11 protein-coding genes and 1 pseudogene are annotated in these 14,981 nt (G+C 63.7%); 6 read left to right on the top strand and 6 right to left on the bottom strand.

Features of this window, described 5'->3' with window-relative positions:
- Positions 1 to 24 precede the first annotated feature (24 nt).
- From NKJ84_RS05930 to NKJ84_RS05915, 4 genes are read left to right on the top strand one after another with little or no spacing between them, the layout of a single operon-like run.
- Positions 25 to 2,478 (top strand): GcvT family protein, encoded by a 2,454-nt coding sequence (locus NKJ84_RS05930; RefSeq protein ID WP_352505732.1) that lies wholly within the window; start codon positions 25 to 27, stop codon positions 2,476 to 2,478.
- A complete protein-coding gene (locus tag NKJ84_RS05925) occupies positions 2,475 to 3,374 on the top strand; it encodes a homocysteine S-methyltransferase family protein (protein ID WP_352505731.1) in 900 nt (299 codons plus the stop codon). The genes NKJ84_RS05930 and NKJ84_RS05925 overlap by 4 nt, the downstream gene beginning before the upstream one ends.
- Positions 3,374 to 4,555, top strand: coding sequence for a pyridoxal phosphate-dependent aminotransferase (locus NKJ84_RS05920; protein ID WP_352505730.1), 1,182 nt, complete (start codon positions 3,374 to 3,376; stop codon positions 4,553 to 4,555). The genes NKJ84_RS05925 and NKJ84_RS05920 overlap by 1 nt, the downstream gene beginning before the upstream one ends.
- Positions 4,552 to 7,026, top strand: a complete 2,475-nt coding sequence (locus NKJ84_RS05915; protein WP_352505729.1) for a GcvT family protein — start codon at positions 4,552 to 4,554, stop codon at positions 7,024 to 7,026. Before NKJ84_RS05920 ends, NKJ84_RS05915 begins: the two co-directional genes overlap by 4 nt.
- A gap of 6 nt (positions 7,027 to 7,032) precedes the next feature.
- On the opposite strand, the pseudogene NKJ84_RS05910 reads toward NKJ84_RS05915, so the two are convergent.
- The 6 genes and pseudogenes from NKJ84_RS05910 to NKJ84_RS05885 form a co-directional block, all read right to left on the bottom strand.
- A pseudogene (locus tag NKJ84_RS05910) lies at positions 7,033 to 7,612 on the bottom strand (NAD(P)H-dependent oxidoreductase).
- Positions 7,609 to 9,009: an FAD-binding oxidoreductase gene (locus NKJ84_RS05905; protein WP_502896041.1), complete on the bottom strand. Its 1,401-nt coding sequence runs from the start codon at positions 9,007 to 9,009 to the stop codon at positions 7,609 to 7,611. The pseudogene NKJ84_RS05910 and the gene NKJ84_RS05905 overlap by 4 nt, the downstream one beginning before the upstream one ends.
- Positions 9,006 to 10,307 carry a cytosine deaminase gene (locus NKJ84_RS05900; RefSeq protein ID WP_352505728.1) on the bottom strand — a complete coding sequence of 434 codons (1,302 nt, stop codon included), beginning with the start codon at positions 10,305 to 10,307 and terminating at the stop codon, positions 9,006 to 9,008. Before NKJ84_RS05900 ends, NKJ84_RS05905 begins: the two co-directional genes overlap by 4 nt.
- A 178-nt stretch (positions 10,308 to 10,485) precedes the next feature.
- Positions 10,486 to 11,337, bottom strand: a complete 852-nt coding sequence (locus NKJ84_RS05895; protein WP_352505727.1) for an ABC transporter permease — start codon at positions 11,335 to 11,337, stop codon at positions 10,486 to 10,488.
- Positions 11,324 to 12,166, bottom strand: a complete 843-nt coding sequence (locus NKJ84_RS05890; protein WP_352505726.1) for an ABC transporter ATP-binding protein — start codon at positions 12,164 to 12,166, stop codon at positions 11,324 to 11,326. The genes NKJ84_RS05895 and NKJ84_RS05890 overlap by 14 nt, the downstream gene beginning before the upstream one ends.
- A 3-nt stretch (positions 12,167 to 12,169) precedes the next feature.
- Complete coding sequence (locus NKJ84_RS05885; RefSeq protein ID WP_352505725.1) at positions 12,170 to 13,174, bottom strand: ABC transporter substrate-binding protein; 1,005 nt, start codon at positions 13,172 to 13,174, stop codon at positions 12,170 to 12,172.
- Between the two features lie 381 nt (positions 13,175 to 13,555).
- Between NKJ84_RS05885 and NKJ84_RS05880 the strand changes: the two genes are divergently transcribed.
- Positions 13,556 to 13,939, top strand: a complete 384-nt coding sequence (locus tag NKJ84_RS05880; RefSeq protein ID WP_352505724.1) for a RidA family protein — start codon at positions 13,556 to 13,558, stop codon at positions 13,937 to 13,939.
- A 222-nt stretch (positions 13,940 to 14,161) separates the two neighbouring features.
- Entirely contained in the window at positions 14,162 to 14,965 is an 804-nt protein-coding gene (locus tag NKJ84_RS05875; RefSeq protein ID WP_352505723.1) for a creatininase family protein, read from the top strand.
- Positions 14,966 to 14,981: the final 16 nt, after the last annotated feature.

The raw sequence follows: 14,981 nt of genomic DNA, 5'->3' as shown, positions 1-14,981 counted from the left end.
CAAAACAAATAGTCGGAGAAGAACATGGCCGGTTTGCCGACCACGGCACGCGTTGTGATCATCGGAGGCGGTGTCGTCGGCGCCTCCTCGCTCTATCATCTCGCCAAAGCGGGCTGGATCGACTGCGTGCTTCTGGAGAAGAACGAGCTGACTTCCGGCTCGACCTGGCATGCCGCCGGCAACGTGCCGACTTTCTCGTCGTCATGGTCGCTGATGAACATGCAGCGATATTCGACCGAACTCTATCGCCGGCTGGGCGACGAGGTCGGCTATCCCATGAACTACCACGTCACCGGCTCGCTCAGGCTAGCCCATAGCGCGGAGCGCATGCAGGAATTCCAGCGCGCCAAGGGCATGGGCCGCTACCAGGGCATGGACATCGATGTCGTCGGGCTCGACGAGATCAAGCGTCGTTACCCCTTCATCGAGACGCATGAGCTGAAAGGCGCGCTCTACGATCCGAATGACGGCGACATCGACCCGGCGCAATTGACCCAGGCGCTGGCTAAAGGTGCCCGCGACATGGGCGCGAAGATCATCCGCTTCTGCCCGGTCACCGGCGTGCGCCGAGAAAACGACGAGTGGGTGGTCGAGACGGCGCAAGGCGAGATCCGCTGCGAGATCGTCGTCAACGCCGCCGGATACCGCGCCGCCGAGATCGGCAGGATGTTCGGCCGCGAGGTGCCGATGATGGTGATGAGCCATCAATATATCCTGTTCGAGGAAATCCCCGAACTGGCGGCCTGGTCGAAGGAACAGGGCAAGAAGCTGCCGCTGCTGCGCGACGTCGATACGTCCTATTATCTGCGCCAGGAAAAGAACGGCATGAATCTCGGCCCTTATGAGCGCAATTGCCGCGCCCACTGGGTCGGCCACAACGACCCGATGCCCGACGACTTTTCGTTCCAGCTGTTTCCCGACGATCTCGATCGGCTGGAAGATTACCTGGCCGATGCTGTCGCCCGCGTGCCGATCCTCGGCACCGCCGGCCTATCCAAGGTCATCAACGGGCCGATCCCCTATGCGCCGGACGGCAACCCGCTGATCGGGCCGATGCCCGGCGTGCCCAGCGCCTTCGAGGCCTGCGTCTTCACCTTCGGCATCGCCCAGGGCGGCGGCGCCGGCAAGGTGCTGGCCGAATGGGTGACCGAGGGCCAGGCCGAATGGGATATGTGGTCCTGCGATCCGCGCCGTTTCACCGCCTTCGCCTCGGCTCCGGATTATTGCGTTGCCAAGGGCATGGAAATCTACGGCAACGAATACGCCATCCAGTTCCCGCGCCATGCCTGGCCGGCCGGACGCGACCGCAAGCTGTCGCCGCTCCACGGCCGCATCAAGGCACTCGGCGCCCAGTTCGATGCCTATAATGGCTGGGAACGCGCCACCTGGTATGCGCAGCCCGGTGACGACGTCTCCGAACAAGCCACGCTGACTTTCCGCCGCGACGGGCCGTGGCAGCATCGTGTGCGCCAAGAATGCCTCGCCGTCCGCGATGCCGCCGGCATTCTGGACCTGCCGGGCTTTTCCCGTTTCAATCTCGATGGTCCAGGTGCGGCCGAATGGCTCAGCCTCCAGGTCACAGGCCTGGTGCCGAAACCCGGCCGCATCGGCCTCGTCTATTTTGCCGACGACAAGGGCCGCATCGTCACCGAGATGTCGGTGGTCCGCCACGACGAGAACCTGATGACGCTGATCACCGCCGCTGTGGCTCAGTGGCATGATCTCGAATGGCTGAAATCGCGCATCCCGAAGGACGCCACATTCAAGCTGATCGACAGGACGGAGGAATACTCTACCCAGATCCTCGCCGGCCCCAACTCGCGAAAAATCCTGGCCGAACTCTGCGCGGCCGACCTCACCCTGCCCTGGCTGACGCATCAGGAGACCAGTATCGCCGGACGTTGGGCAAAGCTGGTGCGCGTGTCCTTCGCGGGCGAGCTCGGCTGGGAAATCCACAGCAAGATCGATGATACTGCAGCGATCTTCGACACCGTCTGGGCAGCTGGCCAGAAGCACGGCCTGAAACCGTTCGGCATGTACGCGCTGGATTCGCTGCGGCTCGAAAAAGGTTACCGCACCTGGAAGGGCGACCTGTCGACCGCCTATTCGATCCTGCAGGGCGGGCTGGAGCGCTTCGTCAGATGGGACAAGCCTGACTTCCGCGGCAAGGCAGCGCTGCAGAACGAGAAGCAGCAGGGCGTCAAGAAACGCTTCGTCACGCTTGTCGTCGAAAACCCCGGTGACTGCGATGCGCCTTATATGTCGACGCTGTGGCATGACGGCCGGATCGTCGGCGAGACGACGTCCGGCGGCTGGGGTCATCGTATCGACAAGTCAATCGCGCTCGGCATGCTGCGCGCCGACCTGACCGAGCCGGGAACGGCGGTCGAGGTCGAGATCTTCGGCGAACGTTTTCGGGCGGTCGTGCAGGAGGATGAGCCGTTATGGGATCCAAAGAACGAGAGGCTCAGAGCATGAAGAAAGTGATCCTCACCGATGGCGGCATGGGCCAAGAGCTGGTCCGCCGCAGCAGCTCCGAGCCGACGCCGCTGTGGTCGGCCAGGGTGCTCATCGACGAACCGGATCTGGTGCGCGACCTGCATGCCGAATTTATCCGCGCCGGCGCCCGCGTCATCACCGTCAACACTTATTCCGCAACGCCGGAGCGGCTGGCGCGCGAAGGCGCGGAAGAGCTGTTCAAGCCGTTGCAGAAGCGCGGCATCGAACTGGCAAGGCAAGCACGCGACCAGGCCGGCGACGCGGCGATCGCCGGCTGCCTGTCGCCGCTGTTCGGCAGCTATGCGCCAGCGCTGACGATATCCTTCCAGGATACGCTCGACGTCTATCGCCGTATCGTTGCCGAGCAGGCGGACGGCGTCGATCTGTTTCTGTGCGAAACCATGGCGTCGGCCGAAGAGGCGCGCGCCGCCGTCACCGCGGCATCGGAAAGCGGCAAGCCTGTATGGGTGTCGTGGACGCTCGCCGACCGCGGCGCGCCGCGCCTGCGCAGCGGCGAAGCCATTGCGGCGGCGGCAAGCGCTCTCGACGGCCTGCCCGTCGCGGCCCGGCTGATCAATTGCTGCCGGCCCGAGGCGATCGCTGCAGCGCTCCCCGAACTGATCGCCCTCGGCGGGCCGGTCGGCGCCTATGCCAACGGCTTCACTTCGGTCGAGGCACTCAAGCATGGCGGCACCGTGGAAGTGCTGCACGCCCGCCACGACCTCGATCCGGATGCCTATGCCGGCCAGGCGATCGGCTGGGTCGAGGCTGGCGCCGGCATCGTCGGCGGCTGCTGCGAAGTCGGACCGGCCCACATCGCCGCGCTGCGCGACCGGCTCGAACAAGCCGGCTACGAAATTTCGGGAGTAGCATAATGCCCAGACCATCATCGCGCATTTCCGGCATCGTGCCTTCGGGCAAGGATGGCTGGGAGGTTCATTCCGCTGCCTGGGCGCGCAAGCAGGCTGGCGAGGACATCATCATGCTGTCGGTCGGCGACCATGATTTCGACACGCCGGGCGAGACGATCGAAGCCTGCGTGACGGCCGTCCGCGCCAGCAATCACCACTATACGCCGCTTGCCGGCGTTCCACGCCTGCGCAAGGCGATGGCGGCGGCGTCGACGCGGTGCACCGGGGTTGCGACCAGCCCCGACCAGGTCATCGCCACGCCGGGCGGGCAGGCCGCGCTTTACGCGGCCATTCAAGCGGTTCTCGACCAGGGCGACCATGCCATCGTCGTAGCGCCCTATTACGCCACCTATCCGAATACCTTCAGTGCGGCGGGCGCCGAGTTCAGCGTCGTCGAGACCCCCGCCGAAGACAGCTTTCAGCCGCGCGCCGCCGACATCCGCGCCGCCCTTCGGCCGAACACCCGCGCCATCCTGATCAACACGCCGAACAATCCCACGGGCGCCGTCTATTCGCGCGAGCGCCTGGAAGAGCTGGCGCAGATCTGCCGCGAGCATGACCTTTGGCTCCTGTCGGACGAGGTCTACTGGACGCTGGGCCGCGGCGAGCACGTCTCACCACGCTCACTGCCTGGCATGACGGAACGCACGCTAGTCATCAATTCGATGTCCAAGAGCCACGGCATGACCGGCTGGCGCATGGGCTGGCTGACCGGGCCCGAGGAGATGATCTCGCTGCTGACCGACCTCAATCTGGTGATGACCTACGGCCTGCCGGCCTTCATCAGCCTCGCCTGCGCCGAGGCGCTCGAAAACGGCTACGGCGTCGAGGAGATCGCCGAGCGCTATGCCGCGAGGCGCGCCGTCGTTCTCGATGCCATGCGCGGTATGAACAACGTCACCGTGCGCGGCTCCGAAGGCGGCATGTATGTGATGCTCGACATATCGGCGATCGAGCCGGACGACGAAAAATTCGCCTGGGCTTTCCTCGACCAGGAGAAGGTCGGCGTTATGCCCGGCTCGAGCTTCGGCGCGGCCGCAGCAGGCCACATCCGCTTCAGCCTCTGCCAGCCTGAGCCGGTGCTGATGGAGGCTGCCACACGCCTGCGCCGCTTCGCATCCAGCTATCGCCGCGAGGCCGCATGAGCGCCCCGCCCACCAAAGCCATTCCGACTAAGGCCATTCCTCCCAAAGCAAGGGCGGTCATCATCGGCGGCGGCGTCTCCGGTTGTTCGGTCGCCTATCATCTGGCCAAACTCGGCTGGACCGATATCGTGCTGCTCGAGCGCAAGCAGCTGACGTCAGGCACAACATGGCACGCTGCCGGCCTGATCGGCCAATTGCGCGGCTCGCAGAACATGACGCGGCTGGCGAAATATTCGGCCGACCTCTACGTCAAGCTCGAGGCCGAGACCGATGTCGGCACCGGCATGCGCCAGGTCGGCTCGATCACAGTGGCGCTGACCGAGGAGCGCAAGCACGAGATCTATCGGCAGGCGTCTCTCGCCCGCGCCTTCGATGTCGACGTGCGCGAGATTTCGCCACGTGAAGTCAAGCAGATGTACCCGCATCTCAATGTATCCGATGTGGTCGGCGCCGTGCATCTGCCGCTCGACGGCCAGTGCGACCCCGCCAACATCGCCATGGCCTTGGCCAAGGGCGCGCGCCAGCGTGGTGCGACGATCGTCGAGAATGTGAAGGTGACCAAGGTCCATACCAGGGCCGGCCGCGTCACCGGAGTGTCTTGGGCGCAGGGCGACGAGCAAGGCACGATCGATACCGACATCGTCGTCAACTGCGCCGGCATGTGGGCACGCGAGCTTGGCGCCCAGAATGGCGTCACCATCCCGTTGCACGCCTGCGAACATTTCTATCTCGTCACCGAACCGATCGCCGGGCTTTCCCGCCTGCCGGTGCTGCGCGTCCCGGACGAGTGCGCCTACTACAAGGAAGATGCCGGCAAGATGATGCTCGGCGCTTTCGAACCGGTAGCCAAGCCGTGGGGCATGAACGGCATAAGCGAGGATTTCTGCTTCGACCAGTTGCCCGCGGACATGGATCACTTCGAGCCGATCCTCGAAATGGGCGTCAACCGCATGCCGATGCTGGGCACCGCCGGCATCCACACCTTCTTCAACGGCCCCGAAAGCTTCACGCCCGACGATCGCTACTATCTCGGCGAGGCGCCGGAGCTTTCCGGCTACTGGATGGCGACCGGCTACAATTCGATCGGCATCGTCTCCTCCGGTGGCGCCGGCATGGCGCTGGCGCAATGGATCAATGACGGCGAGGCGCCTTTCGATCTCTGGGAGGTCGACATCCGCCGCGCTCAGCCGTTCCAGAAGAACCGCCGTTATCTCAAGGAGCGCGTTTCCGAAACGCTCGGCCTGCTCTACGCCGATCATTTCCCCTACCGGCAGATGGCGACTTCGCGGAACATAAGGCGCTCGCCGCTGCATGAGCATCTGAAGGCGCGCGGTGCGGTGTTCGGCGAGGTCGCCGGCTGGGAGCGCGCCAACTGGTTCGCCAGGCCCGGCCAGGAGCGCGAATACCGCTATTCCTGGAAACGGCAGAACTGGTTCGACAACCAGCGTGAGGAGCATCTGGCGGTCAGGAACGGCGTCGGCCTGTTCGACATGACCTCGTTCGGCAAGATCCGCGTCGAAGGCCGCGACGCCTGCGCCTTCCTGCAAAGGCTCTGCGCCAACGACATGGATGTGGCGCCGGGCAAGATCGTCTATACCCAGATGCTCAACCAGCGCGGTGGCATCGAGAGCGACCTCACCGTCTCGCGGCTGTCTGAAACAGCCTTCTTCCTCGTCGTGCCCGGTGCGACGCTGCAGCGCGATTTAGCCTGGCTGCGAAAACACCTTGCCGACGAGTTCGTCGTCATCACCGATGTGACCGCTGCCGAAGCCGTGCTCTGCCTGATGGGCCCGGATGCGAGAAAGCTGATTCAAAGGGTGAGCCCCAACGATTTTTCAAACGAAAACAACCCGTTCGGGACGTTTCAGGAGATCGAAATCGGCATGGGGCTGGCCCGCGCCCACCGCGTCACCTATGTCGGCGAGCTCGGCTGGGAGCTTTATGTCTCGACCGATCAGGCCGCCCACGTCTTCGAGGCTATAGAAGAAGCCGGCGCCGACGTCGGCCTGAAGCTATGCGGCCTGCACACACTGGATTCCTGCCGCATCGAAAAGGCCTTCAGGCATTTCGGCCACGACATCACCGACGAAGACAATGTGCTGGAGGCCGGCCTTGGCTTTGCCGTGAAGACGGCCAAGGGAGACTTCCTCGGCCGCGATGCGGTGCTGAAGAAGAAAGAAACCGGCCTATCACGTCGGCTGGTGCAGTTCCGCCTGAACGACACCGAGCCGCTGCTCTTCCACAACGAGGCGATCCTGCGCGACGGCAGGATCGTCGGTCCGATCACCTCGGGCAATTACGGCCATCATCTCGGCGGCGCTATCGGGCTTGGTTACGTGCCTTGCAAGGGCGAGAGCGAGGCGGATGTCCTGTCGTCGTCCTACGAGATCGAGATCGCCGGCGAGCGCTTTGCGGCGGAGGCGTCGCTTAAGCCGATGTACGATCCGAAGGCGGCACGGGTGCGGATGTAGCGCACCTCAGAGCGCGTCCATCCTGGCCGCGACCTTCGCCACGAACCTGGTCCGACTGCCCTCGGTCGACTGGTTCATCGAGTAATGCGCAAGGTAAAACCGACCCGCCGGGCTGGATCGTCGCGCGCAGCACCCGATTGACCAGCTTGCGCGGCGGGTCACCCATCAGCATGGCTCGGAACCGGCTGCCGCCATAGGTTGTGACGGCGACCACCTTGCGAATATTGTGCAGTGACGGCTGCACCTTGCCGGCGACCAGCTTGAACGACACACCGGGCAGGAAGACGCGATCGAAAAAGCCTTTCAGAATGGCCGGATAGCCGAAGTTCCACACCGGAAACGACAGCACCAGCGCCTCGGCCCGCAGCAAGCGCTCGACATAAGGCGACGCCGGATCGCCGTCGCTGCGTTCGTCGTGATAGGACATCCGTTCGGCGCGCGTCAGCCTGGGATCGAAATTCTCGGCATAGAGGTCACAGTCGTCTACCACATGGCCGGCCGCCTTCAGGCGCTCGACGATGGTCCGGTGCAGGCCGGCATTGAAGCTGGTCTCCACCGGATGAGCGTAGAGGACGAGGATGTTCAACCCGCGTTCTCCAGCCCCTTGAACAGAAACGACTTGCCCGAGCGATAATCATAGTCCGGATTTTCCCAGGCGATCATCTTGCCCGGATTGAGCAGCCCTTGCGGGTCGGTTTCGCGCTTGAAGGCGAGCTGCACCTCGTCGGTGCGCTTCATGCCGCCTTCTTCCAGCGTGTAGCGGTGCGGGTTGAAGATCCAGCAGCCATTGTCCTCGTGGATGCGGATGATCTCGTCGAGCCGCTCCGCCGTGGTGAAACGCACCAGCGGCAGCCCTGCGATGCCGATGGCGCCGTCGAAGCGGATGAATTCGAGATGCGCCGGCACCTCGTCGCCGAAGCGATCGACCATCGCCTTGACGTGGCCGAGGTGGTCCGGCGAAGGGTAGCGGGTCTGCAGGTAGGTGATCGTCGGATCGACCCGGATGGCACGCAGCGTCGTGTGGTTCCAGGTCAGCTCATAGGCCGGCGGCAACCCTTTGAGATCGGCCTCCTTGTCGGCCCGGAAGACAATCTCGCCCTTGCTGCGCGCCGTGAAGGCAAGGAAGGCATCCATCGCATGCGGTGCGATCATCAGGACGACGATGCTTTGGCCGCGCCGGAAAAACCGCTGGTGGCGCTTGAAATAATCGTAGGGGATCGGTGCTGCGATCGGCGTGATCAGTTTCGCCAGTATGCCGTCCTGGATGGCGAGGTCGTTGCCGAACCCGGCCGCATCCATGAAATCGTCGAAGCCGACGATGACGTCGATCCAGTCATAGCTGGCGGTCAGCGGCATCTCGACTTCGGTGATGATGCCGTTGGTGCCGTAGGCATGCATCACCTTCAGCACGTCCTCGCCGGTGAGCTCCATGACACGCGGCTCAGCCTCCATCGTCACGGTCCTCAGCCGGATGACATTGCCGAGGTCGCGCAGTCCGCCCCAGCGGATCGAGCCGATACCGCCGGAGCCGCCGGCGACGAAGCCGCCGATCGACGCCGTGTTGTAGGTCGACGGCGACATGCGGAGCTCCTGGCCGGAATGCGCCCGCGTCGCTCTGTCCATGTCGGCGAGCACGGCGCCGGGGTCGGTGACGACACGGCCGGGGGCGATCGTCTTGACCGCGTTCATCTCGGCGAGATTGAGCACGACGCCGCCGGACAAGGGCATCGCTTGGCCGTAGTTCCCAGTGCCGCTGCCGCGCGGCGTCACCGGCACGCCATGCCGGTGACAGGCGGCGAGAATGCGGACGACCTCGTCTTCGGTTTTCGGCGTCACGATCAGGTCGCCGGTGACGTGATCGAGCTGCTGCTTCAGCACCGGGCTGTACCAGTAGAAGTCGCGGCTCTTCTGCTGGACGATCGCCGGATGGTCGTCGATCTTCAAACCGTACAGGTCGCGCTTGAGCGCCGCAATATCCATCATTCCACCATCAGATCATCGAGTTCGGCATAATCGGGCAACTGACGCTCGATCGCCAGGCCGTCGCGTACAACGATGCGATCCGATTCGGGCCGTGACAGCAATTCCGTCCAGCTCCGCCCCTTGAAGACGACGAAATCGGCCGGCGCTCCGGCGGCAAGCGTGCCGAAACCGTCGAGCCGCATCACCTTGGCCGGCGTCGAAGTCACCGCTTGCGGCCAGTCGGCGACGGGATGGTCGAGATGCAGGATGCGCGTCGCCATCCGGTAAACCTCAAGCATGTCGAGATCGCCATAGGCGTAGAACGGGTCGCGCGTATTGTCGGAAGCGACGGCCACGGCAATGCCGCGCGCCTTCATCTCGTGCAGCAACGTCACCCCGCGCCAGCGCGGCGTGGTGTTGTCGCCGCGCCGGTCCTGCAGATAGAGATTGCACATCGGCAGCGACACCACCGCCAGGCCGGCCTTGGCGACCTTGTCTAGCGTGTCGAGCACGTCAAGATCGGGCTGGCGCGCCAGCGAGCAGCAATGGCCGACCAGGATGTTCCCCTCGAAACCGTTCCAAAGGGCGGCTTCGGCGATTTTCTTCAGCGAGATCGCCGCGATATCGTCGGTCTCGTCCGCATGGAAATCGAGATCGAGGCCGTGCTCGATCGCCTGCGCAAATACCTGGTCAAGTAGTTCTTCGAGATCCGGCACCATATAGGTGACGACGCCGAGCACGCCGTTGGCCGCAGCCACTCGCTTGGCCAGCCTCTCGAACCATTTCCTGTCGCGCACGCCCTCGATGCCGAGCAGGCAGGCCGCCTGCAGCTCGATGCGGCCGCGCCATTTATCCCGCATCGTCTCGAACACCGGCCAGGAGATCTCTTCCTGCGGCGCAACGCTGTCGAGATGCGTGCGCAGCGCCCTGGTACCATGCGCATAGGCCGAGCGCAGCGAAAAATCCATGCGGCGGGCAACGTCGTCGGCGCTCCAGCGCGCCGCCCGGTCGGCGCCCGTTGCGTTCAGCGCGCCCATGAAGGTGCCGTCCGGGTTGGGCGTTCGAGGCCAAATATGGCCCTTGTCGATATGGGTGTGGCAGTCGACGAAGCAGGGCAAGACGATCCGGCCGCCGAGGTCGATGGCGCCTGCCGGTGCATTGGATCGCTGATGTGCTGCAATGCTGGAGATTTTTCCGTTGGCGACGGCGATATCCGTAAGCGCAAAGCCGTCGGCATCGAATGCTGCGGCCAGTCCTGGCGTCAGCGACTGATGAACACGAACGTTTGCAAGATGATAAGGACCAGAGGCTGGTATCAAGCCGCACTCCCCTCTGTCCTGCCGGACATCTCCCCCTCAAGGGGGGAGATCGGCAGCTTCAACCGGGGCACGCGCCTTGCCACGTCAGTAATTGGCGAAATCCGAAATGAGGTCCAATCTCCCCCCTTGAGGGGGAGATGTCCGGCAGGACAGAGGGGGGTAACGGCGCCGACCATGCCTACCGCTCCTGCCTCAGTGCGCTCTCGTGCCAGCGCCGCAAAATGAGATGCGATACAAGCGACAGAACCAGGAAGATCAGGATGCCGGTGAGCGAGATCAGGATCAGCGCGGCGAACAGCCTTGGTGCGTTGAGCCGGTAGCCGGCCTCGATGATGCGCGAGGCGAGGCCAGACGACTGGCCGGTGGCGCCGGCGACGAACTCGGCCACCACCGCGCCGATCAGCGACAGCCCGCCGGCGATCTTCAGCCCGCCGAGGAAATAAGGCATCGCCGCCGGCAGCCGCAGATAGCGCAATTGCTGCCAGCGGGTCGCACCGTTGAGCTTGAACATGTCGCGCAGATTGCGGTCGACCGAATTGAGGCCGAGCGTGGTGTTGGAAAGGATTGGGAAGAAGGCGACGATCCAGGCGCAAAGCAAAAGCTTTGTCGTCTGGTTGTCGACATAGATGTTGATCAGCGGAAAGATCGCGACGATCGGCGTCACCTGCAGCACGATGGCGAACGGAAAGAACGACATCTCCACCCATTTCGACTGAGCGAACAGCACCGCCAGCCCGACGCCGCCGATGACGGCGAGAAGCAGGCTCAAGAAGGTGATCCTGAGTGTCACCAGCAGCGAGGAGAACAGCAGCCCGGCATCGTCATGCAACGTCTGCAGCACCACGCCGGGACGCGGCAGGATGTATTTCGGGACGTCGTTCCAGACGCAGACACGGTCCCACAGCCAGATCGCCAGGATCATGATGGCCAGCGGCAGCAGCCATCTGCCGATGCGCTCGAAGCGCTCCTGGCGGACGCGGCGCGCCTCCTCCGGGTCGAGCGCCAGGACTGGTTCTTCAATGGCCGTCATGATGCGGTCCGGCAGTTGAGTTGATGGCGCCGATCAGCACGTCGGATGCCTGGCGGCAGAGCGCGGCATAGTCGGGCGAGGTGCGAAACGCCTCGTCGCGCGGATAGGGCGCGTCGACGGCAAGCTCCGCGAACACTCGGCCCGGCCGCGCCGCCATGACGACGACGCGGTTGGAGAGGAAAACGCTTTCGAAGACGCTGTGGGTGACGAAAACGACGGTGAAATGCTCATCCTGCCATAGCTCCAGAAGGTCATTGTTGAGCTTGAAGCGGGTGATCTCGTCGAGTGCCGCGAACGGCTCGTCCATCAACAGAATCCGCGGCTTGGTCACCATGGCGCGGGCGATCGAGACGCGCATCTTCATGCCGCCCGACAGTTCGCGCGGCACCGCCTTCTCGAAGCCGGTCAGGTGAACCCGTGCCAGCATCTCCATCACCGTCGGTGCCGCCTTGGCCCGCGACACGCCCTTCAGCCGCAGCGGCAGCCAGACATTGTCGAAGACGTCGGCCCAGGGCAGCAGCGTCGGCTCCTGGAAGACGAAGCCGATATTCGAACGGTCGCCGATATTCGAACGATCGCGGGCGCCGCTGCCGCGCCAGTCGAGCAGGCCCGAGGTCGGCGTCGACAGGCCGGCAATCAGCCGCAGCGCCGTCGATTTGCCGCAGCCGGACGGGCCGAGCAGGCTGAGGAAGTCGCCTTCCCGGATCGTCAGCTCGACATTGCTGAGCGCGGTGACGCCGTTGGAAAAAACCTTGCCGACGCCACGCAGCGCCAACAGCGTCGGCCCCGGTACACTTCCTGGCTGTTGCGCCACTTTCTCCAGCTTCACGGTCTACTTCTTCAGGTCGAGCCCGACGCCCTTGTTGACGAAGGAAAGCGTGTAGGCCTTCTTGATGTCGATGCCCGCCGGCGCGACCTTCGCCTTGACCATCTTGTCGTAAAAACTCTGGATGCGCGCGTCGGTCATGGCGCCGATGCCGAGCTTTTCGCTGTCGCCGGAATCGACCACGCCGAACTTCTTCAACTGCTCGATCGAGAAGGCGATCTGCTCATCCGTCATGTCCGGATTTTCCTTCTTGATCATTTCGTTGGCGGCCTTGTTGTCGCCGTAGAGATAATTGTACCAGCCCTTGGCCGAACCATCGACGAAGCACTGGACCACCTCGGGCCGCTTGTCGATCGTCTCCTGCATGGTCTCGACCGTCGTTGCATATGTGTCCCAGCCATAGTCGGCCAGCAGGAACTGGTTCGGCGTGAAACCGCCCTGCTTCTGAACGGCGAATGGCTCCGAGGTGACGTAACCCTGCTGGATCGACTTCTTGTTGGCGATGAACGGCGCAGGGTTGAAGGTGTATGGCACGCGCTTGGCGGCATCGAAGCCAAGGTCGGTGACCATCCACTGGAAGAAGGTCTGCGCACCTTCGTCGCCGAGGATGTACTGGTCGGCGTTCTTCAGGTCTTCCCATTTGTCCAGCTCCTGGCCGGGATGGGACATGATGACCTGCGGGTCCTTCTGGAAGTCGGCGGCCACGACGCGCATCGGTATGCCTTGCTGCACGGCATCGAAGGCCGACAGCAAATTGCCGCCCATGTAGAAATCGATCTTGCCGGCCAGCAGCAGCGGCCGGCCGCTGACCTGTGGGCCGCCCTGCATGATCGTCACGTCGATGCCGCAGGCCGCATAGGTGCCATCCGCCACCGCCTGGTAGTAACCGCCATGCTCCGGCTCGGCCAACCAATTGGTGCCGAAGGTGACTTTTTCGTTCGCTGCCGCAGCAAGCGTGCCTGCGCCAAGCAGCACGATCGCGCCGGCCGAAATCTTCAGTTTTCCGTACATCCACACCACCCTTTGTTCGCTCCGGCGCATTACGCGGCGGGCTCGACACCATTGTTTCAAGAAGCAAGACACATGCCACCGGCGCGTTGCGCCGGGACCGCCCGCTTGTGCAATGCCCGCCTGTGCAATGGCGGCGCGAAGGCCGGACGGGTCATGCTGTACGAAAGGCATCGTGCCTATTTTTTGATCGCCTGTCCACAATCGCCCTCGTGACATGCACCGCCATCTTGATGCCCGCATCGATCCCGCATTAGAGCGACGTGCGTCCACTTGGACGCACAAAGTACGCTCTAAAACTTCGTATCCTGTCGCATCGTGCTTTCCGAAAATCGATCTCGATTTTCGGGCCGATGCGATAGGCTGCCGTGAACGGAGATTGCCATGTTCAAATTTCTCACGCCGAAGTCGATCAAGCCGCCCTTCGCCCGCTACAGCCACGGCGTCGAGTTGCCACCCGGCAAGCGGCTGGTGCTGTGTTCGGGCCAAGTTGCGATCACAGCGGACGACCAGATCCCGGAAGACGCCGGCGCGCAGGCCGAGCTCTGTTTCCAGAATATATCGGCGATTCTCGGCGAGGCCGGGCTCAGCCTGTCCGACATCGTCCGCATCAACGCCTACGTCACCGACCGCGCCTTCCTGCGCCCCTATATGGAAGTTCGCGACCGGCTGTTCGCCAGCCCTGCGCCGGCTTCGACGCTGATGGTCGTTTCCGGTTTTGCCCGGCCGGAATTCAAGGTCGAGATCGAGGTCATCGCTGCGGGTTGAGCAGGCGCTGGCCAGCGGCTGGAATCGACAGGCCGATGATCTCAAGTTACACGACAAAGGTTGGCGCTGCCCCTCATCCGCCTGCCGGCACCTTCTCCCCGTGTAGTGACGGGGACAGGGCTAGCCGGAACGCTGGCGATCGCCCTCTCCCCCGTCCTTCACGGGGAGAGGCTAAGGGTGAGGGGCAGCGCAAACGCCCATTCAGTCTCTTCGAGGTTCAAAATGGCCGGAACAAAAAAGCGCGTATGGTGGGGTGACTACCGGACCACCGAATACGCGACCATCGATCCTGAGGCGACCATTGCCGTTCTGCCGCTGGCAGCGATCGAGCAGCACGGGCCGCATCTGCCGGTTTCGACCGACACCTCGATCATGAACGGTATGCTGGAAACGGTGATCGCCCGCCTGCCCGGCGATCTCGACATCCGCATCCTGCCGGTGCAGGCGGTAGGCAAGTCGAACGAGCACCTGCATGCGCCCGGCACCCTCACTTTGCCGGCGACGACCTTGGTCGAGGCATGGACCGAACTCGGCCTGTCGGTCGCGCGCGCCGGCGTCCGAAAACTGATTGTCGTCAACTCGCATGGCGGCAATGAAGAGATCATGGGCATCGTCACGCGCGAATTGCGTGTGCGGGCAAAGATGCTGGCGTTAAAGACCAGCTGGCAGCGCTTTGGCCGGCCGGCCGGTATGTACACCGATCTCGAAGACCGCCACGGCATTCATGGCGGCGACGTCGAGACCTCGCTGATGCTGCATTTCCGGTCCGACCTCGTCGATATGGCCAAGGCCGACAATTTCGTGTCCAAGGTTGCCCGCGCCGAAAAGGAATTTTCGCTGCTGCGCCACACCGGAACGCACGCCTTCGCCTGGATCGCCAGCGATCTCAACCCGAATGGCGTGGTCGGCGACGCCAGCATTGCCACCGCCGAAAAAGGCCGGCTCACCGCCGAGCATCAGGCCGACGGCTTCATCGGCTTGGTGAGGGACATGCGCAAGGCCAAGCTGGCGGATTGGCTGGCGTAGGTGTTTGATCCCACCA

The sequence above is a fragment of the Mesorhizobium sp. M0048 genome (genome assembly GCF_040323405.1).
Classification (GTDB): Bacteria; Pseudomonadota; Alphaproteobacteria; order Rhizobiales; family Rhizobiaceae; genus Mesorhizobium.
Note: the sequence above shows the minus strand (reverse complement) of the source record. Positions and strands in the feature narration are given on the sequence as shown.

Bases quoted from the DNA above. Each gene is read 5' to 3' on its own strand.
- NKJ84_RS05885 (WP_352505725.1), bottom strand. From the start codon at position 13,174: ATGTACGGAAAACTGAAGATTTCGGCCGGCGCGATCGTGCTGCTTGGC.
- NKJ84_RS05925 (WP_352505731.1), top strand. From the start codon at position 2,475: ATGAAGAAAGTGATCCTCACCGATGGCGGCATGGGCCAAGAGCTGGTC.
- NKJ84_RS05875 (WP_352505723.1), top strand. From the start codon at position 14,162: ATGGCCGGAACAAAAAAGCGCGTATGGTGGGGTGACTACCGGACCACC.
- NKJ84_RS05905 (WP_502896041.1), bottom strand. From the start codon at position 9,009: ATGATGGATATTGCGGCGCTCAAGCGCGACCTGTACGGTTTGAAGATC.
- NKJ84_RS05895 (WP_352505727.1), bottom strand. From the start codon at position 11,337: ATGACGGCCATTGAAGAACCAGTCCTGGCGCTCGACCCGGAGGAGGCG.
- NKJ84_RS05915 (WP_352505729.1), top strand. From the start codon at position 4,552: ATGAGCGCCCCGCCCACCAAAGCCATTCCGACTAAGGCCATTCCTCCC.
- NKJ84_RS05920 (WP_352505730.1), top strand. From the start codon at position 3,374: ATGCCCAGACCATCATCGCGCATTTCCGGCATCGTGCCTTCGGGCAAG.
- NKJ84_RS05880 (WP_352505724.1), top strand. From the start codon at position 13,556: ATGTTCAAATTTCTCACGCCGAAGTCGATCAAGCCGCCCTTCGCCCGC.
- NKJ84_RS05930 (WP_352505732.1), top strand. From the start codon at position 25: ATGGCCGGTTTGCCGACCACGGCACGCGTTGTGATCATCGGAGGCGGT.